Origin of the sequence: Bacillus sp. TH50 (assembly GCF_016650565.1) — a bacterium.
GTDB classification, from domain to species: Bacteria; Bacillota; Bacilli; order Bacillales; family Bacillaceae_G; genus Bacillus_A; species Bacillus_A mycoides.
This window is the reverse complement of sequence record NZ_JAEKFM010000003.1, coordinates 297,046-314,293: the sequence shown is the minus strand read 5'-3', so window position 1 is coordinate 314,293 and position 17,248 is coordinate 297,046. Positions and strand designations below refer to the sequence as shown.

The 17,248-nt window shown below is 34.6% G+C and carries 19 protein-coding genes and 1 pseudogene; 15 read left to right on the top strand and 5 right to left on the bottom strand.

All coding sequences use genetic code 11. The features are described from left to right. Positions 1-140: 140 nt before the first annotated feature. Together JFU23_RS01615 and JFU23_RS01610 are read left to right on the top strand one after the other, a co-directional pair. Positions 141-1,346, top strand: a complete 1,206-nt coding sequence (locus tag JFU23_RS01615) for a quaternary amine ABC transporter ATP-binding protein (protein ID WP_000370622.1) — start codon at positions 141-143, stop codon at positions 1,344-1,346. Then, complete coding sequence (locus JFU23_RS01610; protein ID WP_002127727.1) at positions 1,339-2,175, top strand: ABC transporter permease; 837 nt, start codon at positions 1,339-1,341, stop codon at positions 2,173-2,175. Before JFU23_RS01615 ends, JFU23_RS01610 begins: the two co-directional genes overlap by 8 nt. Before the next feature lie 47 nt (positions 2,176-2,222). On the opposite strand, the gene JFU23_RS01605 is transcribed toward JFU23_RS01610, so the two are convergent. Continuing rightward, on the bottom strand, positions 2,223-2,459 hold the full coding sequence (locus JFU23_RS01605) for a hypothetical protein (RefSeq protein ID WP_085311517.1): 237 nt from the start codon (positions 2,457-2,459) through the stop codon (positions 2,223-2,225). 215 nt (positions 2,460-2,674) lie between these two features. Between JFU23_RS01605 and JFU23_RS01600 the strand changes: the two genes are divergently transcribed. The 4 genes from JFU23_RS01600 (at position 2,675) to JFU23_RS01585 (ending at position 4,647) form a co-directional block, all read left to right on the top strand. Further along, positions 2,675-2,848: a glycine zipper domain-containing protein gene (locus JFU23_RS01600; protein ID WP_002136708.1), complete on the top strand. Its 174-nt coding sequence runs from the start codon at positions 2,675-2,677 to the stop codon at positions 2,846-2,848. Between the two features lie 107 nt (positions 2,849-2,955). After that, on the top strand, positions 2,956-3,447 hold the full coding sequence (locus JFU23_RS01595; protein WP_080220990.1) for an HIT family protein: 492 nt from the start codon (positions 2,956-2,958) through the stop codon (positions 3,445-3,447). After that, positions 3,431-4,267 carry a PP2C family serine/threonine-protein phosphatase gene (locus tag JFU23_RS01590; protein WP_201031179.1) on the top strand — a complete coding sequence of 279 codons (837 nt, stop codon included), beginning with the start codon at positions 3,431-3,433 and terminating at the stop codon, positions 4,265-4,267. The genes JFU23_RS01595 and JFU23_RS01590 overlap by 17 nt, the downstream gene beginning before the upstream one ends. 23 nt (positions 4,268-4,290) lie before the next feature. Further along, entirely contained in the window at positions 4,291-4,647 is a 357-nt protein-coding gene (locus JFU23_RS01585; protein WP_201031178.1) for a DUF4181 domain-containing protein, read from the top strand. Between the two features lie 216 nt (positions 4,648-4,863). Here the strand turns inward: JFU23_RS01585 and JFU23_RS01580 are convergent, their stop codons facing one another. Further along, positions 4,864-5,373, bottom strand: a complete 510-nt coding sequence (locus tag JFU23_RS01580; protein WP_201031177.1) for a GrpB family protein — start codon at positions 5,371-5,373, stop codon at positions 4,864-4,866. A gap of 40 nt (positions 5,374-5,413) precedes the next feature. Then, positions 5,414-6,259: an oxidoreductase gene (locus tag JFU23_RS01575; protein ID WP_207192996.1), complete on the bottom strand. Its 846-nt coding sequence runs from the start codon at positions 6,257-6,259 to the stop codon at positions 5,414-5,416. 136 nt (positions 6,260-6,395) lie between these two features. Here JFU23_RS01575 and JFU23_RS01570 point away from each other — a divergent pair, with 136 nt between their 5' ends. The 7 genes from JFU23_RS01570 (at position 6,396) to lpdA (ending at position 14,038) form a co-directional block, all read left to right on the top strand. Further along, positions 6,396-7,355 carry a helix-turn-helix domain-containing protein gene (locus JFU23_RS01570; RefSeq protein WP_201031175.1) on the top strand — a complete coding sequence of 320 codons (960 nt, stop codon included), beginning with the start codon at positions 6,396-6,398 and terminating at the stop codon, positions 7,353-7,355. Positions 7,356-7,478: 123 nt separating this feature from the next. Continuing rightward, positions 7,479-8,675 (top strand): MFS transporter, encoded by a 1,197-nt coding sequence (locus JFU23_RS01565; RefSeq protein WP_201031174.1) that lies wholly within the window; start codon positions 7,479-7,481, stop codon positions 8,673-8,675. A gap of 41 nt (positions 8,676-8,716) precedes the next feature. After that, a complete protein-coding gene (locus tag JFU23_RS01560; RefSeq protein WP_002085139.1) occupies positions 8,717-9,196 on the top strand; it encodes a DinB family protein in 480 nt (159 codons plus the stop codon). 169 nt (positions 9,197-9,365) lie between these two features. After that, positions 9,366-10,364 (top strand): acetoin:2,6-dichlorophenolindophenol oxidoreductase subunit alpha, encoded by a 999-nt coding sequence (gene acoA / locus JFU23_RS01555; RefSeq protein ID WP_201031173.1) that lies wholly within the window; start codon positions 9,366-9,368, stop codon positions 10,362-10,364. 17 nt (positions 10,365-10,381) lie between these two features. Continuing rightward, entirely contained in the window at positions 10,382-11,416 is a 1,035-nt protein-coding gene (gene acoB, locus JFU23_RS01550) for an acetoin:2,6-dichlorophenolindophenol oxidoreductase subunit beta (RefSeq protein ID WP_201031172.1), read from the top strand. 27 nt (positions 11,417-11,443) lie between these two features. Then, positions 11,444-12,643 carry a dihydrolipoamide acetyltransferase family protein gene (locus tag JFU23_RS01545; RefSeq protein WP_201031171.1) on the top strand — a complete coding sequence of 400 codons (1,200 nt, stop codon included), beginning with the start codon at positions 11,444-11,446 and terminating at the stop codon, positions 12,641-12,643. Positions 12,644-12,658: 15 nt separating this feature from the next. Then, positions 12,659-14,038 (top strand): dihydrolipoyl dehydrogenase, encoded by a 1,380-nt coding sequence (gene lpdA, locus JFU23_RS01540; protein WP_201031170.1) that lies wholly within the window; start codon positions 12,659-12,661, stop codon positions 14,036-14,038. Positions 14,039-14,206: 168 nt separating this feature from the next. Here lpdA and JFU23_RS01535 read toward each other — a convergent pair. Then, positions 14,207-14,799, bottom strand: a pseudogene (locus JFU23_RS01535) (hypothetical protein). A 220-nt stretch (positions 14,800-15,019) separates the two neighbouring features. On the opposite strand from JFU23_RS01535, the gene JFU23_RS01530 reads away from it, so the two are divergent. After that, positions 15,020-15,676, top strand: coding sequence for a DUF4085 family protein (locus tag JFU23_RS01530; RefSeq protein ID WP_201031169.1), 657 nt, complete (start codon positions 15,020-15,022; stop codon positions 15,674-15,676). 49 nt (positions 15,677-15,725) lie between these two features. Here JFU23_RS01530 and JFU23_RS01525 read toward each other — a convergent pair whose 3' ends face one another. Then, complete coding sequence (locus JFU23_RS01525; RefSeq protein ID WP_060751402.1) at positions 15,726-16,217, bottom strand: hypothetical protein; 492 nt, start codon at positions 16,215-16,217, stop codon at positions 15,726-15,728. A 251-nt stretch (positions 16,218-16,468) separates the two neighbouring features. Between JFU23_RS01525 and JFU23_RS01520 the strand changes: the two genes are divergently transcribed. Continuing rightward, entirely contained in the window at positions 16,469-17,239 is a 771-nt protein-coding gene (locus tag JFU23_RS01520) for a DeoR/GlpR family DNA-binding transcription regulator (RefSeq protein ID WP_201031168.1), read from the top strand. Positions 17,240-17,248: the final 9 nt, after the last annotated feature.

The window sequence follows — 17,248 nt, the reverse complement described above, 5'->3', positions numbered from 1 at the left end:
AATTAATCTATAAGTGAACCTTCTTATTATGAACGGAAACAAGAATTTTTAAAGAAATCTTATATATGTCATTTTTATGTAATATTTCTCTGTAAAATCGCAACACTATGTAAATAGATGGGTAGAAAAGGAGTAGTGACATGGATAATACAAAGGTACGTGTTGAAAATGTAACAAAAGTCTTTGGGAAACATCCGCAACGAGCGCTTACCTTATTAAAAGAAGGAAAAAGCAAATCGGAAATTTTAAAGGAGACAGGAATGAACGTTGGTGTGAAAAAGGCAACGTTTGAAGTATACACTGGAGAAATTTTCGTTATTATGGGTTTGTCTGGTAGTGGGAAATCAACGCTAGTTCGAATGCTAAATCAATTAATCAAACCGACAGCCGGGCATATATACATAGATGGTGAGGACATCGCAACGATGGGAAAAGAAGAATTGCGAAGAGTAAGAAGGACGAAAATGAGTATGGTTTTTCAGAAGTTTGCTTTATTTCCACATCGTACGGTAATACAAAACGTTGCGTACGGGTTAGAAATTCAAGGAGTTCCAGTAGAGGAACGAGAAAATAAGGCGTTAGAATCGCTACAGTTAGTAGGACTCGATCATCATAAAGATAATTACCCTAGTCAACTTAGTGGTGGTATGCAGCAGCGTGTTGGAATTGCAAGGGCACTAACGAATAATCCAGATGTATTACTAATGGACGAGTCATTTAGTGCATTAGATCCACTAATTCGAAAAGAAATGCAAGATGAATTGTTAGAGTTACAAGATAAAATGGAAAAAACAATTATTTTTATTACACATGATTTAGATGAAGCTCTTCGAATTGGTGATCGTATCGCATTAATGAAAGATGGAGAAATTGTCCAAATTGGAACACCGGAAGAAATTATGATGAGCCCTGCAAATGAATTTGTAGAGAAATTCGTTGCGGATGTGAATTTAGGAAAAGTAATTACGGCAGAATCAATTTTAAAAAGACCAGAAACGTTATTAATCGATCGTGGGCCGCGTGTAGCTCTGCAAATTATGAGAAATGCAGGTGTTTCTACGGTATATGTTGTAAACAAAAAGTATGAATTTCTAGGTATATTAACTGCGGATGATGCAAGTAAAGCAGTACAAAAACAGTGGCCGATTGCTGATTTATTACTTAACGATATTCCGCACGTTTATTTAGATACTTTACTTGAAGAAACGTATGCAAAAATGGCGGAGATGAAATATCCGTTACCCGTAATTGATGAGAAGAAAAGGTTAAGAGGAATTATTAAACGTGAAAGTGTCATTCAAGCTCTTGCAGGTAACATTGAGGAAGAGGTGAAAGACGATGAATAATATTCCGCGCATTCCATTAGGCGAATGGGTTGATTCATTTGTTGCAAGTTTATATGAGCACTTTGAAGGCTTGTTCCGAGGATTCTCCTATATTATCGGTGGATTTGTTGATTTACTCACTAATTTTTTAACAATAATACCAGCCATAGTGATGATTATCATCTTATGTTTCCTCATTTGGTACACAACGAGGAAATTATCTTTAGTCATTTTTACGCTCATCGGATTATTATTTATTTTAAATATTAACTACTGGGCACAAACGATGCAAACATTAGCGCTCGTACTTACGTCAGTTATTATTTCAATTATTATCGGAATTCCCATTGGCATTTTAGCATCTCAAAATGAACGTTTCTCAAAATTTTTAAAGCCGACATTAGATTTTATGCAAACAATGCCGGCATTCGTCTATCTCATTCCCGCGATAACATTTTTTGGAGTAGGCGTCGTACCAGGCATTATTGCTTCCGTTATTTTTGCTATGCCACCGACAATCAGATTTACAGACTTAGGAATTAGACAAGTTCCAGAAGATTTAATTGAAGCTGCGAATGCATTTGGCTCTACCGCATCACAAAAATTATTTAAAGTACAATTACCGCTCGCAACCGGAACGATCATGGCTGGCGTGAATCAAAGTATTATGCTTTCGTTATCAATGGTTGTAACAGCTTCACTTGTAGGAGCGCCAGGACTTGGCGTCGATGTATATCGCTCTGTAACACAAGTAAATATCGGAATGGGATTTGAAGCTGGACTAGCTATCGTCGTGATTGCGATTATATTAGACCGAATTACGCAAGGGTTTTATACAAAAAGAAAATAATTCAAAAAACACACTTTATACTACAAAGTGTGTTTTTTGAATTCGAATTACATCCGAACAATAACAGAACCTCCAGCTGGTGCACAAACTTGGTTTTGCTGTTGCTCCATTGATTTTATTAATTGATTATTTTCTTCGATTAATGAGATTAATTTAGCTAATTGGCTTTCAAGGCTTGCGATGCGCTGCATCATGTATTGCGAATCATAATGCAGTGTATTCCTTACTGGATGGGGGGAGTAAGCATATTGTTGATTTATATTTGGATTCCAATAAGGATACATTTGAATCGTTCCTCCTTCAATAAATTACTGATCTTTCTTATAGTAAATGCCTATGTATATGTAATGGTGACTTGAAAATTCTTTCAAACGAAGAGGATTATGTAGGGGGAATGGAAAAGTAATAAAGTACATTTTTTGGAAATTTTCAAGCGGAATAGTAAATATATTAGGAGACAGCAACGTTCATGTAAATAGATATTATATAGGGAGAAATGATGAGAGGAGATGCAATTTTGTCTAAACATAAAAAAAGAAATGATGCAATGACAATTGGTGTCGCTATAGGTGTTGTAATCGGCGTAGTTCCTGGTGTATTTACTGATAATATAGCAATCGGAATAGCGATTGGGATTGCAGTTGGAATGGGGATTACGCTTTTGAAGAAATAATGAGTAGTTGTAAATTATTTTAATATGAAAATTCTCATTTTAAGAGATTGAATTTTCGGAATATAAAACCTATTTTTCCTTTTTTTATGATATTATATATGGAAAGGATGGTGATGGATATGCCAATAAACAATCAAGCAGAACAAAACTGCTTCATTTGTGAAAAACATAAAGGGAACATTACAGTTCCAGGTGGAGCTATTTACGAAGATGAACTCATTTACGTTGGACATGTCCATTGGGATGCAGAAGAAACATATCTTGGTTATGTAATGATTGATATAAAGAGACATGTGCCTGGTCTCGCTGAATTAACTGAAGATGAGGCAAAGGCATTCGGACTGATAACAAGTAGAGTAAGTAAAGCGCTTAAAGAAAGCGAAGGAGCAGAACATATTTACACCTTCGTTTCAGGGAATGGTGTACCACATTTGCATATGCACATTATTCCGCGTTATCCAAATACACCAAAAGAGTTTTGGTCACCGACTGAAGTAGCAAATTGGACTGGTGCACCCTATGGAGATTCAGAGAAAATAAAAAAACTATGCGAAAGAATACGAAAGTATATGGTGAATGAGTATGCATACAACAAATAATACACAATATTCATGGATTGGAAGTAGAGAAATGTGTTTAGAAGAAGTTTCAGTCAAGCAATATGGTGATATCGTACTTGGTAGATACGGCGGGAGTATAAGTGCCGGAGCAAAAAAGAATGAAGACGGTGCATTAGTTTGGTCGAATGGTGATTGGGAATTCACCGTTATATTAGACGGACATAATAGTGCAGAAAGCGTTGATTTAGTAGTAAATACAATCCAAAAAGAATATGAAAATATAAAGGCGATTATGAAAGAATCAATTAAAACAGTATTTCGATCTGTTGAAAATTATATACTTACGATATTTCAATCCCGCTCATTTAAAGAAAAGTGCGAAAGGGTAAAAGGTGAAACTGCTTGCTTAATATGCGTAAGAAAAGAAAATTACATATGGTGGCTTTCCATAGGTGATTGCTTAGTTTATGTATTTCATGATGAATTACATAAATTAGGACAATATACATTGAATCAACGCCACTTTTACGAATGGATTGGAAATGTAAACACATTTGATTTACCCGTTCCTTGCTATTCTTCAGGAATTCGTGAACTACGTACTGGAAAGAATCGAATTGTAATGGTGACAGATGGGGTATTAGAATGCGGGGAACGCCGTTATGAAACGCCATTAAACCTATACAGTGATATGAATAGAAATGATATAGAGCTTAAAGAAAATGTTCACAATATTTTAGAACACGTTCATCATCAATTAGGACGAGATAGTGCGACCATTATTAGTTGGGACCTAGAAAACAAAACAAATGCTACGTATCCGAGTGATCAGCCGGAGAAAGTCCAAACGATTAAGTAAAGGAGGATACCTCTCTGTTTCATGTGAAAGTCATTGTATTAGTTTTATGGATCTTATTCTTAGTTGTTTTAGAAAATATAGTGAGAAAAAAGCTGAATATACCGAAACAAAAAGGATGGAATAATAAATATGTGAACAAGTCTCATAAATGGGGAAACAGAATTATTATTTTTTCTTATATAGTGGTTATTATTATATGTTCTTCTCTTTCAACCCCCCTATACATGGGCTTTCTACCTTTTCTGTTTTTAATTACGTTATATAGTTTTGATGCATATATGGAATGGAAATATGACAGGGAATCGAGGGAGTTCTTGATGTCCTTAGGTGGGGCTGTATCGTTAATGATAACAGGGCTGATTCTATATTTTCTTATTTAATACGTATTAATTACAGCCCTATAGCAATGTCATATAATGAGTAATTATTGGATTGGTCACATATATATTTATGATTTCGATACTAGTATATTTTGTTCCACCTGCTGCATAATAAAATAATTATTTATGTTACAAATAATAGGATAACTAATTAATAAGAAACCATTTACCGCTAAATGGTTTCTTATTATGTATATGAAATTCGGTCTTCTTAATTTAATCATTTATTTTAGCCAATATGGATTTAATGAAATTTGTTTTATCCTCTGCATATTTATGCTTATCATTTGGGTTAGCTGTTGAAAGTTGAATCTTTAACTGTTCATACTGCATACGAGAAGTTTTATTGTCTATTAAGTAATCTCTGAATTTTAATTGTTCTATTAAATATGGATTCCCTTGTTCATACATATGAATTTGATGGGTTCTTGGCTCACCTTTATTGAAATAATACCTTTCGGGTAATACATCTTTTCTATATTTATAATTTAATTGTTCTAGGTTTGTAATACATTTTAGACCATTTTTGGAATCTCTTAATTCCATCGCAATATCAATAATAGGTTTTGCGCTTAAATGCGGGATGGAAGTACTTCCAATATGGTGTATCGCTAAAATATATTTTCCAATGTGTTCCTCAATTAATTGTTTTTCTTTTGAAAACTCAAATTCCCACTCTTCGGACCACGGAACTAAAAACACTTTACCATAGGGTAAACCTAGCATTTAATTAGCACCCCCTTACATATTTTTTCAATAAAGTTACTTACATCTTCTTAAAACTCCTGAATACAAGAAACTCCCACAATCTCCAAGGAAGAACCTTCTTCGTAAAGATCATAAATTTGACACCTTTCCCAATTGGGTATCGTAATGTAGTACGCCTTGCTTCAGCAATTTCTACGATTTTATTTGCAACATCCATCGGATTACCAAGTGTATCGTTGCCATTGTTTATGTGCTTTTGTATTTTATCCATATATTCTTTGTAAGGAGAGGGTGTATCAGATTGGTTTTCAGCTAATTGTTTACCAACTTCCCATATGTTCGTGTTATAAGAACCAGGTTCAAGTAAGGCAACGTCTATTCCGAAAGGTTTTACTTCTAAGCGAAGGGATTCACTCCAGCCTTCTAATGCATATTTTGAAGAAACGTAAGGGGATAAACCAGGGAATCCGACTTGGCCACTAATGCTGCTAATATTAATGATTTTTCCGCTTTTCTGTTCTCTCATATATGGTAAGGCAAGCTGAGTGATTGATATAGCTCCAAAAAGGTTCGTTTCAAATTGTTTACGGTATTCCTCTACTGGAATTTCTTCTACAAAGCCCCCAGTTGCATATCCTGCATTATTAATGAGAATGTCTACTCTGTTTATTTCTTTTAAAAATAATTGGAAGTTATGTATAGAACCTTGATCTGTTACATCTAATTGTTGAACTTTTATATTTTGTTGTAAGTGGAGTTTAGTAGCTTGAGATATTAAGTCTACTTGTTTTTCAAGATTTCGCATTGTAGCAATGACAAAATAGTCTTTTTTTGCAAGTTCAAGTGTCGTTAAAAGTCCGAATCCACTTGATGCCCCTGTAATAATCGCGATTTTTGTATTCATTGTTCGCTCGCTTTCTTTTTCTTTTATCATAACGAGTTATAAAGAGAAAATCTATTTATTGTATAAAGATATTTGATATAATTGAAAGTGATTATCAATTAAATTTTGATTTTTACATAAAAGGAGTGTGGGTTTCATGGAGACTAACGGTTTTCATGATATTTTTCATAAATATTTTTATGGTTTACAAGTTGTAGAGAAAAGACATATGAATGTTCCAAAAACAATAGGTATGGGTGAAATACGAAGATGGACTTCGTTTTCAGGAATGGAAATTGTGTTATCAAATTATCAATTTCATAATAACCATCGCATCCAGTTTGCATCTGATGCAGCAATGGTGGAGCTTAATTTTTGTTTACAAGGGTTCGGAGGAGTGCAAGTTGGTCATTCCTCGTATGAATTAATGACTGGAAATAGTTATTTATATTTTATGAATGATTTTGATGTAGTATTTGAATATGAAAAAGAAACACCTCTATATTCATTAGCGATTGGGATTCCTGTACAATTGTTTAATCATTTTATGCTGAATAATGCTATTGAAAAAAGTCTTGATTTTCATTCTATATTAGGAAATCAATCTTTTAAAAAGTTTCAAAATCCAATTGATTATATAACATCTAATCTTATTAAAAGAATGATAGAGCATCCCCAAAAGGATCGTATTAGTCAACTAGAATTAGAAAGTAAAGCGCTCGAATTGCTTTCTATACATTTTGGGAGAGTGTTGCTTAATGATTGTGACGCAAATAAAAGGAGTCAATTATCAAAAAAAGATTTGAATAAAATAAAACAGGCTGAAGAAATTTTACTTCAACGAATGGAATCACCCCCATCATTATTAGAATTAGCTAAAATAGTAGAGTTAAATGATTATAAATTAAAAATTGGGTTTAAAGAATTATTTGGGATGTCCACATTTGCATATTTACGAGAAAAGCGTATGGAACATGCGATAGAGTTACTGCGTTCGGGAAATAGTAATGTGACCGAAACGGCATTTGCAGTTGGATACAATAATGTCAGTCATTTTTCAGAGTTATTTCGTAAAAAGTATGGAATGAATCCATCAGAATTTTTACGTATTTATTAACGTAAAACAGGAATAATCCGCTATACCGTAAACTCCTCCGTCATTTGGTAGTTGTTAATTAAAATGGTCATTATAATTACAAACAACATCCAATTGGAAATAACTTTTTATGGAGGAATTTAAATGAAAGAACGGAATGAAAGTCATTTTTGGATATTTGTATTAACAGGAATGTTTCTTATTATAACAACGACGGGTTTTGCACGTATGGCATATGGAATTATATTGCCGTTTATGCAAGAAGGACTCCATTTATCTACAGCTCAAGCAGGTATGTTAGGAACCATACTCTTTTTAGGGTATTTATTAACAGTCGGAACATCTGGAATACTTACTATCCGTTTTGGAGCAAAATCAGTTTTATTAATAGGGAGTTGGCTCGTCGTTATAAGTTTAATAGGATTAGCATTTGTCTCCTCATTTTGGATAGCCTCTATTTGTATGTTATGTGCTGGAGCTGGTAGTGCCCTTGTATATACACCACTCATGTCAATAACAGTAGGATGGTTTCCAGAAAAAAGAGGAACTGCAATGGGGCTATTATTAAGCGGTGCTGGCATAGGCATGCTATTTAGTGGAATAATTGTTCCTTATATAGTACGTACATTTCCAGAGTATAGTTGGCGTGGTTCATGGCTTTTGTTTGGCGTTATGACATGTATTGTTGTATTCGTTTCCTCAATTGTTTTGAAAAATCCAGAAGTTACTGAAGATGAGGGGGAAAGGAATAATAAGTCGTTTTTATGGAAAACGAAAGAGTTATACATCATTGCATGGATGTATTTTATTGTGGGCGTTGTTTATTTAATTCCAAATTTATATCAAACTAGTTTTATGATTAATAATGGTATTTCGGCATCAATTTCGGGAACTGTTTATGCGATTGCAGGAATGTTTTCAATCGTAGGAGCTCCTGTCTGGGGATTGATTTCGGATCGGATTGGTATAAAGAAGACGTTATGTATTGCACTTTTATTAGCTGTAATAGGTGATATGATTCCAATTATATTTGGACATATCATTGGCTTTATAATGTCGGCAATTATTTGGGGTTCCAGCCTCGGAGGTATCCTTTTATTAATTCAAGTTGCTGCTTCAAAGCAAGTATCTCCGAAATATGTCTCAATGGCAATTAGTTTTATATCCGTTTTCTATGCAGTTGGTCAAATGATTGGACCGGGACTTGCAGGATGGATTATCGGGGAAAGTGGATATACAACAGCTTATGGATTAGGTGCTTTCGGTTTCTTTATGTGCATATGTTTGGGATTAATTCTAAAAAGAGGGGATCTGGCAAATTCAGCGTATATAGAGAAGTGAGTATTGTCTTGAAATGAATCTTTTTAACGGGGGGAAGCAAAGTGTTCCATGTTAAAGACGTATTAGCAGATCAGTTATTAGCAAATGCGAATGATCCCAGTTGGTATATTCCATTTTCAGATGCAGTTAAGGATTTATCTGAGAGAGAAGCTTTCTGGAAACCGAATGAAGAGTGTAATAGTATAGCTGAAATTGTACAACATTTACTGTATTGGAATACGACGTGGCAAACTAGGTACAAAGAATCAAATGTTAATGCTGTGCCCGCTATAGGTGATAATAACAAAAGTTTTATGCTATCAGATAATCAAACATTTGAAGAGTTAAGAGAAAAACTATTAGAGAAACTGTTACAATGGCAAAGTCTCATAAATGAAGACAAGGTTGAAAGTGATGTAATTGGATTTCCTGTATCTGCGAAGTGGTGGGAAGTATTAGCTAATGTAACGACTCATAACGCGTATCACATTGGTCAAATTATTTACATTCGGAAATTACAGAAGAGTTTTGATAATGAATAAGATAATAATTCTCAAATTAGGTGAACAAAAGTGGACAAAACGAGACAGATGTCTCATTTTGTCCACTTTTTTATTATGAAAGAAAAGAGAAAACCTATTAAATCAGGGATTAGAATTTGGCACAGTACTTGCAATATAAAAGATGAACAAGAAAATAGGAGGGCTGGACATGTTAAAAACAACTGAAAGTAAAGGGAATGAAATTACGAAAGAACAAGCTCGTTGGATGTATGAAAAAATGTTAGAGATTCGTAAGTTTGAAGACAAGGTGCATGAATTGTTCGCGCAAGGCGTTCTGCCAGGTTTCGTTCATTTATACGCTGGTGAAGAATCAGTAGCAGTTGGTGTATGTGCCCACTTAACAGATAGTGACAGTATTACAAGTACGCATAGAGGTCACGGCCATTGTATCGCAAAAGGTTGTGATTTAAATGGCATGATGGCCGAACTTTTTGGGAAAGCGACAGGGTTATGTAAAGGTAAAGGTGGTTCAATGCATATTGCCGATTTAGATAAAGGAATGCTTGGTGCAAATGGGATTGTAGGCGGAGGTTTTCCACTTGCTTGCGGTTCAGCATTAACAGCTAAATATAAAGGAACGAAAGATGTAAGTGTTTGCTTCTTCGGTGACGGAGCAAATAATGAAGGAACATTCCATGAAGGGGTTAATTTAGCAGCGATTTGGAAGTTACCAGTTATTTTTATCGCAGAAAATAACGGTTACGGTGAAGCAACAACATTTGAATATGCGTCAAGTTGTGATTCCATTGCAGATCGAGCGAAAGCTTACAATATTCCAGGTGTTCAAGTAGATGGAAAAGATTTACTTGCAGTGTATAAAGCGGCGGAAGAAGCAGTAGAACGTGCGCGCAATGGCGGTGGTCCAACAATAATTGAATGTATGACATATCGTAATTACGGTCATTTCGAAGGTGAAGCGCAAACGTATAAAACTTCAGAAGAAAAAGAAGAACATTTAAATGAAAAAGATGCGATTGTGAATTTCCGTAAGCATTTAATTTATGAAGCTTTATTAACAGAATCTGAACTTGTGGATATGGAAAAGGCAGTAGATGAAGCAGTGCAACAATCAATTGAATTTAGTGAAAATAGTCCATATCCGGAAGATGAAGAATTATTAAAAGATGTATACGTTTCTTACAAATAAGAGGAGGGTGAAAAATAATGACTAGAACAGTAAGTATGTCAACGGCAATTAATGAAGCGATGAAAATATCAATGCGTCGTGATGAAAATGTAATTTTAATCGGAGAAGATGTTGCAGGCGGTGCACAAGTGGATCACTTGCAAGATGATGAAGCATGGGGCGGTGTACTCGGTGTTACGAAAGGACTTGTACAAGAATTTGGCCGAAATCGTATTTTAGATACTCCAATTTCAGAAGCGGGTTATATGGGAGCGGCGATGGCAGCTGCGGCAACAGGTTTACGTCCGATAGCTGAATTAATGTTTAATGATTTTATCGGAAGTTGTCTTGATCAAATATTAAACCAAGGTGCAAAGTTCCGCTATATGTTCGGTGGTAAAGCGAAAGTGCCAGTTACAGTACGTACGATGCACGGTGCTGGATTTAGCGCAGCGGCACAGCATTCACAAAGTTTATATGCGTTATTTACGAGCATTCCAGGTATAAAAGTTGTCGTTCCTTCCACTCCTTATGACGCAAAAGGCTTATTATTAGCGGCAATTGAAGATGACGACCCAGTAATCTTCTTTGAAGATAAAACACTTTACAATATGAAAGGCGAAGTACCAGAAGGGTACTATACAATTCCTTTAGGAAAAGCAGATATTAAACGTGAAGGTTCTGATGTAACAATCGTTGCAATTGGAAAACAAGTTCATACAGCACTTGCAGCTGCTGAGCAATTAGCGAAAAAAGGACTCGAAGTAGAAATAATTGATCCGCGTTCTTTATCACCACTTGATGAAGATACGATTTTAGCATCTGTTGAAAAAACAAATCGTCTTATCATAATTGACGAAGCAAATCCAAGATGTAGTATTGCAACTGATATTGCTGCGATTGTAGCGGATAAAGGATTCGATTTGTTAGATGCACCTATTAAACGAATTACAGCACCACATACACCAGTTCCGTTTTCGCCACCACTTGAAAAGTTATATTTACCAACGCCGGAGAAAGTAATTGAAACTGTATCAGAAATGATCGGAGACCAATCTTTATTACATGTGTAATGAAACGATGAGAAGGGAGAGAGAAACATGGCCGTAGAAGTTGTAATGCCGAAGTTAGGTATGGCGATGAAAGAAGGTATTATTACGAGCTGGAATATTAAAGCAGGTGATAATGTAGAAAAAGGTGAACTAATTGCTAGTATTAACTCGGAAAAAATCGAAACTGAAATAGAAGCACCAGCTGACGGAACTGTTCTTGATATAGCTGTAAGTGAAGATGAGGGAGTGCCGCCGGGTACTGTAATTTGCTACATCGGTAAACCAAACGAAAAAGTAGAAGTTCATGAAAACATACATGTTGTAGAAGAAAAAGCATCTAATCCAGAACCTAAAAAGGTACAACATCCAGAACCATATGCGATAGATGTGACGAAGCAAAGAATTAAAATATCTCCAGTTGCAAAGAAAATTGCAAAAACTGAAAATCTCGATATTAGATCATTAATTGGTACAGGACCTGGCGGAAGAATTACAAAGGTAGATGTATTAAAGGCGCTTGAAGAAAGAGTAGCAATTCCAGAAGTACTTGAACAAGAAGAAAGTAAAGAAATTCCTGTTACTGGTATGCGTAAAGAGATCGCAACTCGCATGCATGCAAGCTTACAAAATAGTGCGCAATTAACATTAACGATGAAAGTAGATGTTACAGATTTAGTTGCTTTACATAAAAATATGGCTGAATTTGTGCAAAAACGCTATGAAAATAAATTAACAATTACAGATTTCGTCGCACGCGCTGTTGTATTAGCACTTCGTGAGCATAAAGAAATGAACAGCGCGTATATAAATGATGCCATTCATCAATTTGAACATGTTCATTTAGGTATGGCGGTCGCGTTAGAAAAAGGATTAGTCGTTCCAGCTATTCGCTTTGCTAATAATCTATCTTTAGTAGAGTTATCTAAAGAGATTAAAAATGTGGCACAAAAGGCACGAGCAGGCAGTTTAAGTAGTGATGATATGCAAGGGACAACATTTACAATTAGTAATTTAGGTAGCTTCGGTATTGAATATTTTACGCCAGTATTAAATACACCTGAAACTGGTATTTTAGGTGTAGGTGCAATTGAACATGTTCCTGTATATAAAGGGAAAAAATTAAGAAAAGGAAGTATGTTACCTTTAAGTTTAACATTCGATCATCGTGTACTAGACGGTGCACCAGCAGCTGCATTTTTACGCACAATTAAACGTTATTTAGAAGAACCTGTAACAATTCTTTTATAAAGAGAAGGTGAGAAAATGAGTAATTTAGTTGTTATTGGGGGCGGACCTGCTGGTTATGTAGCGGCAATTACCGCGGCTCAAAATGGAAAAGATGTCACTCTTATTGATGAAGCTGATCTTGGCGGGACTTGTTTAAATGTCGGTTGTATGCCTACGAAATCATTGTTAGAAAGTGCGGAAGTATACGATATTGTTAATCATGCGAATCGTTTTGGAGTATTAGTAGATAAGCAGAATATATCAATTGATTGGAAACAAATACAGACGAGAAAATTACAAATTGTTACGCAACTCGTACAAGGTATACAATATTTAATGAAGAAAAATAAAATAAAAGTTATACAAGGTAAAGCGAAATTTGAAACGGATCACCGTGTGCGCGTTACACATGGTGATAAAGAAGATGTAGTAGTTGGAGACCAGTTTATTATAGCGGCAGGATCAGAATCAACTGAATTACCTTTTGCTCCATTTGATGGGAAGTGGATTTTAAATAGTAGTCATGCAATGTCCCTAGAAAATATACCAAAATCATTATTAATCGTTGGTGGTGGTGTAATAGGTTGCGAGTTTGCAAGTATTTATAGTCGTCTTGGAACAAAAGTTACGATTGTTGAAATGGCACCGCAATTATTACCTGGTGAAGATGAAGATATCGCAAATATTTTAAGAGAGAAACTAGAAAAAGGTGACGTGAAAATATTTACAGGAGCTGCTTTAAAAGGATTAAATAATTATAAGAAGCAGGCTTCATTTGAATATGAAGGAAGTATCCAAGAAGCCAATCCGGAATTTGTTCTCGTTTCTGTCGGTCGAAAACCACGTGTACAAGAATTAGATTTAGAAAAAGCAGGCATTGAATTTTCAAATAAAGGAATTTCTGTGAATGAACATATGCAAACAAACAGATCACATATTTACGCAGCGGGTGATGTGATTGGTGGAATACAGCTTGCTCACGTTGCCTTCCATGAAGGAACGACAGCGGCATTACACGCGAGCGGAGAAGATGTAAAAGTAAACTATCATGCTGTACCTCGCTGTATTTATACAGCTCCAGAAATTGCTAGTGTCGGTTTAACAGAAAAAGGAGCAAGAGAGCAATACGGTGACATCCTCATCGGAGAATTCGCATTTACAGCGAACGGAAAAGCGCTTATTATTGGAGAACAAACGGGGAAAGTAAAAGTTATTGTGGAACCTAAATATCAAGAAATTGTAGGGATTTCTATTATCGGTGCTCGTGCAACCGAACTAATCGGACAAGGAACGGTGATGATTCATACAGAAGTAACCGCTGATATAATGAGAGATTATATTGCAGCACATCCAACTTTATCTGAAGCAATCCATGAAGCATTATTGCAGGCGGTAGGACATGCTGTACATGCTTGAAGGTAAAAAGACCAGTCTAATAGGACTGGTCTTTTTAGTAAATAATATTTAAGTAGCAATATGTATAAAAAGATACTAGAAAAATCACTATACTCTCATGTTTTTTTAATCGATGAGAGTATAGTGATTTTGAAACTTCTTCACTTATTTAATTGAAATGCGCTGTTACTATTTAATTTCAATAGCTGAAGTTATATCGTTCCAATCTGCAGCTAAATTAGCAGTTTGACCATACCAATCAGAGTGTCTAAAGGAGACACCTTTTCCATATCCTTGAGTTGAAGAATGTTCCCATAGCGTTGTTGAATAACTTGCAGAAGGTGAAGCTGTACTTACAGAAGAAATTCTGTCGTTCCAGCTAGAAGATAGGTTTTTAAAGCCACTGCTCCAATAAATATACTGTCCACCTTTATTTTGATGCTCATAAAAATCGGTACTACCAGAACCACTACCTAAAGGGTTAATTTGATTTTTAAGTGCCTTTTTATCCTTTTCAATAAAAGCATTCAATGTTTCTCTGCTAGTAAAGCCATAAGCTAACCAATCTCCATTTTCATTTTGCTTAGGTAGTACCATAGTAATTTGGATGTCTTTTTTGATTGATCGCTTAATTTTGTGAATGAATTAACATTCTTTTCATCAACTTTTAAATAATCAAATGATTTAATTGTATTATCTTTTTCTGCAGCACTTACTACTCCTAATCCTCCAGTTAATGCAAAACCTGCTACTAATGCCCCTGCTACTAATTTCTTCAACATATAACCATCCCTTTTTGTTTAGATTTTTGTACAGGTAAAACTTGTACATGTAAAATGTATTCTAATTTCGCATTTTTGTAAATATTCTGAAGTTTTAGAAATAATAGGCGGAATATTTACAGTTTTGCATTTATTCTTTAGAAAAAATAGTTATTGGAATGATATAATAAATAGATATATTGCTTTTGTTGGATGTTAAAATGTTTTAGGAGGAAAGCCATTGAAATATTTCAATAAAGATTGGTATAAAGAAATGCAAGTATCTGGATTTTTAATTTTCTCAGAAACATTAGAAGAATGGGAAGAGATTTTGCGAGAGAGCGAAAAGGTAGGAATGGATTATAAGAAAAGTTTGAGAGAAGACGTGGAAGAAAAGAAAGAAGATTTATTAAAGTTTCTACCTAAGTCACTACATCCATACATTTATGACAATACAATTAAGTCAGAATACCCATCAGAAAAGTTAAAGAAATTTATGCTTGATTGGACAGAAGATTATGAGAAAAGAATGAATGATTTAGAACAAGCTTATATAGATAATTATAATGCTATAAAAGAAAAGCTCGCGCAGAATGTCGTTCAACTACATGAATACTCACTACATGACAGTGTAGTCAAATCAGTAGAGAGAAGATCAAAAGATACGCTAATTATTACTTTAGATTGCAGTGGTACTTTCAGTGAATTTGACAAACTGGAAGTAACTTTTACAGGCGTAACGAAATGTTCTATTCCGGAAAATTTTGAAGGTGCTTGGTGGTTATGTCATGAAATAGATCTTACTAATGAAGGTTTCGAATTGGGTGTTTTATTTGATGGCCCATTTGAAGAAGTGACGATTTGTGCAAAAGATATATTGCTTGAGAAAGGTAACTAGTAAACTTTATAACTTTACAAACAAAAAAACAGTCTTATATGACTGTTTTTTATTTAGATGCTAAATTATCAAGTTTCCAATATGTATCTGTTAACGGCGCAGCTTTGCTATCTATGTATAAATACATATTATTTAAATCTTTTGGAGAAGTTTTCATATTAAATACAATGTCGGTAGTTAAAGAAAACTCAGATGGAACCTTTTTAGCATTTTCATTTTGTATAAATTCACCTTCGTATTTTTCACCCGTTTTTTCATCTTTTATGAAATATTTTATTTCTGAAAGATCTATCGTTTGTCCGTCAGCACGAGCATTATTTATAGTAACGCGAGCTGTGAGACGCCACTCTTTGTCTATTTTATCGAATTTTGCATTTTCAACAGTTGCTCTATAGTATTCGTTTTTAAATATTTCCCCATAGTGCATTGCATTCTTTTCAAAAGCGCTCTTTTCTTGTTTTGGTGCAGTATTTCCACTACATCCTGCCATTATTCCTGTAAATAATAATGCTGTACAAGTTACTTTAATTATAGATTTCATAGTAATCCCTTTCTGTATTAAAAAGTAAAACATAGGAATAATTTTACATCAACAGGAAGGTAAATGGAAGTATGTTTGTGGAATATGCAAATATACATTTATTTCGTTTTCAAGTTAATGGGATAGAAAGAGGGAGAAAAACTGTATAAAGCTGAATAAATAAGAATTGAAAATATTGTAATACAGAAAAAGCATGCATATAATTAAAATAAAGATTAAATTTCTGAATCTTCAATAATGGTGGTGATAACATGTTCACTGAAGAGCGTAGAGAGAAAATTTTAGAGTTACTTAAGAAAGATGGAAGAGTAATCGCAAAGGATCTTGCGGAAAGTTTTGATATGTCTATTGATTCTATAAGAAGAGATTTGTCTATTATGGAGAAGGATGGTTTATTAAAAAGAACGCACGGAGGTGCAGTTGAACTTACGCGAGTGAGAAACTTAGCTGCCGAACCATCGAAACGTTATCGTGATAGTTCAATAGATGAAGATGCGATTGCGAAAGTTGCTGTATCCTACATACAAGAAGGAGATTCCGTTTTTATTGGCGGGGCTTCCATTCATTATGCCATGTTAAAGTATTTACCTGAAACATCATTTACAGTTATTACGAATGCTTTAGAAATTGCTAGTAAGTTACGGGAATATAAGAACATTGATACGTACTTAATTGGTGGAAAAGTGAAACCATCAGGAAATATGACAGATACACTGGCCTCTGAATTTATAAGTAGATTCTCTATTGATCTTTATTTCTCTACAGGTGGCGGTATTTCATTGGATGGTATAAGTACTGCGACACCGGAAGTTGCTTATTTTGGAAAAACAGTAAGTAAAATTGCTAGAAGAAATATTTGTTTAGCTCCTCATAATAAACTCGGAATAGACTGCTTTATAAAAGGAGAGTCACTGATAGAAATTGACCTTATAATAACTGATGAAGAGGCTAGTAAAGAAACGATTCAACAATTTGAGAAACAAGGTAAAGAAATTGTAATAGCATCAATAGACTGCATCTAAAAGGAGTTT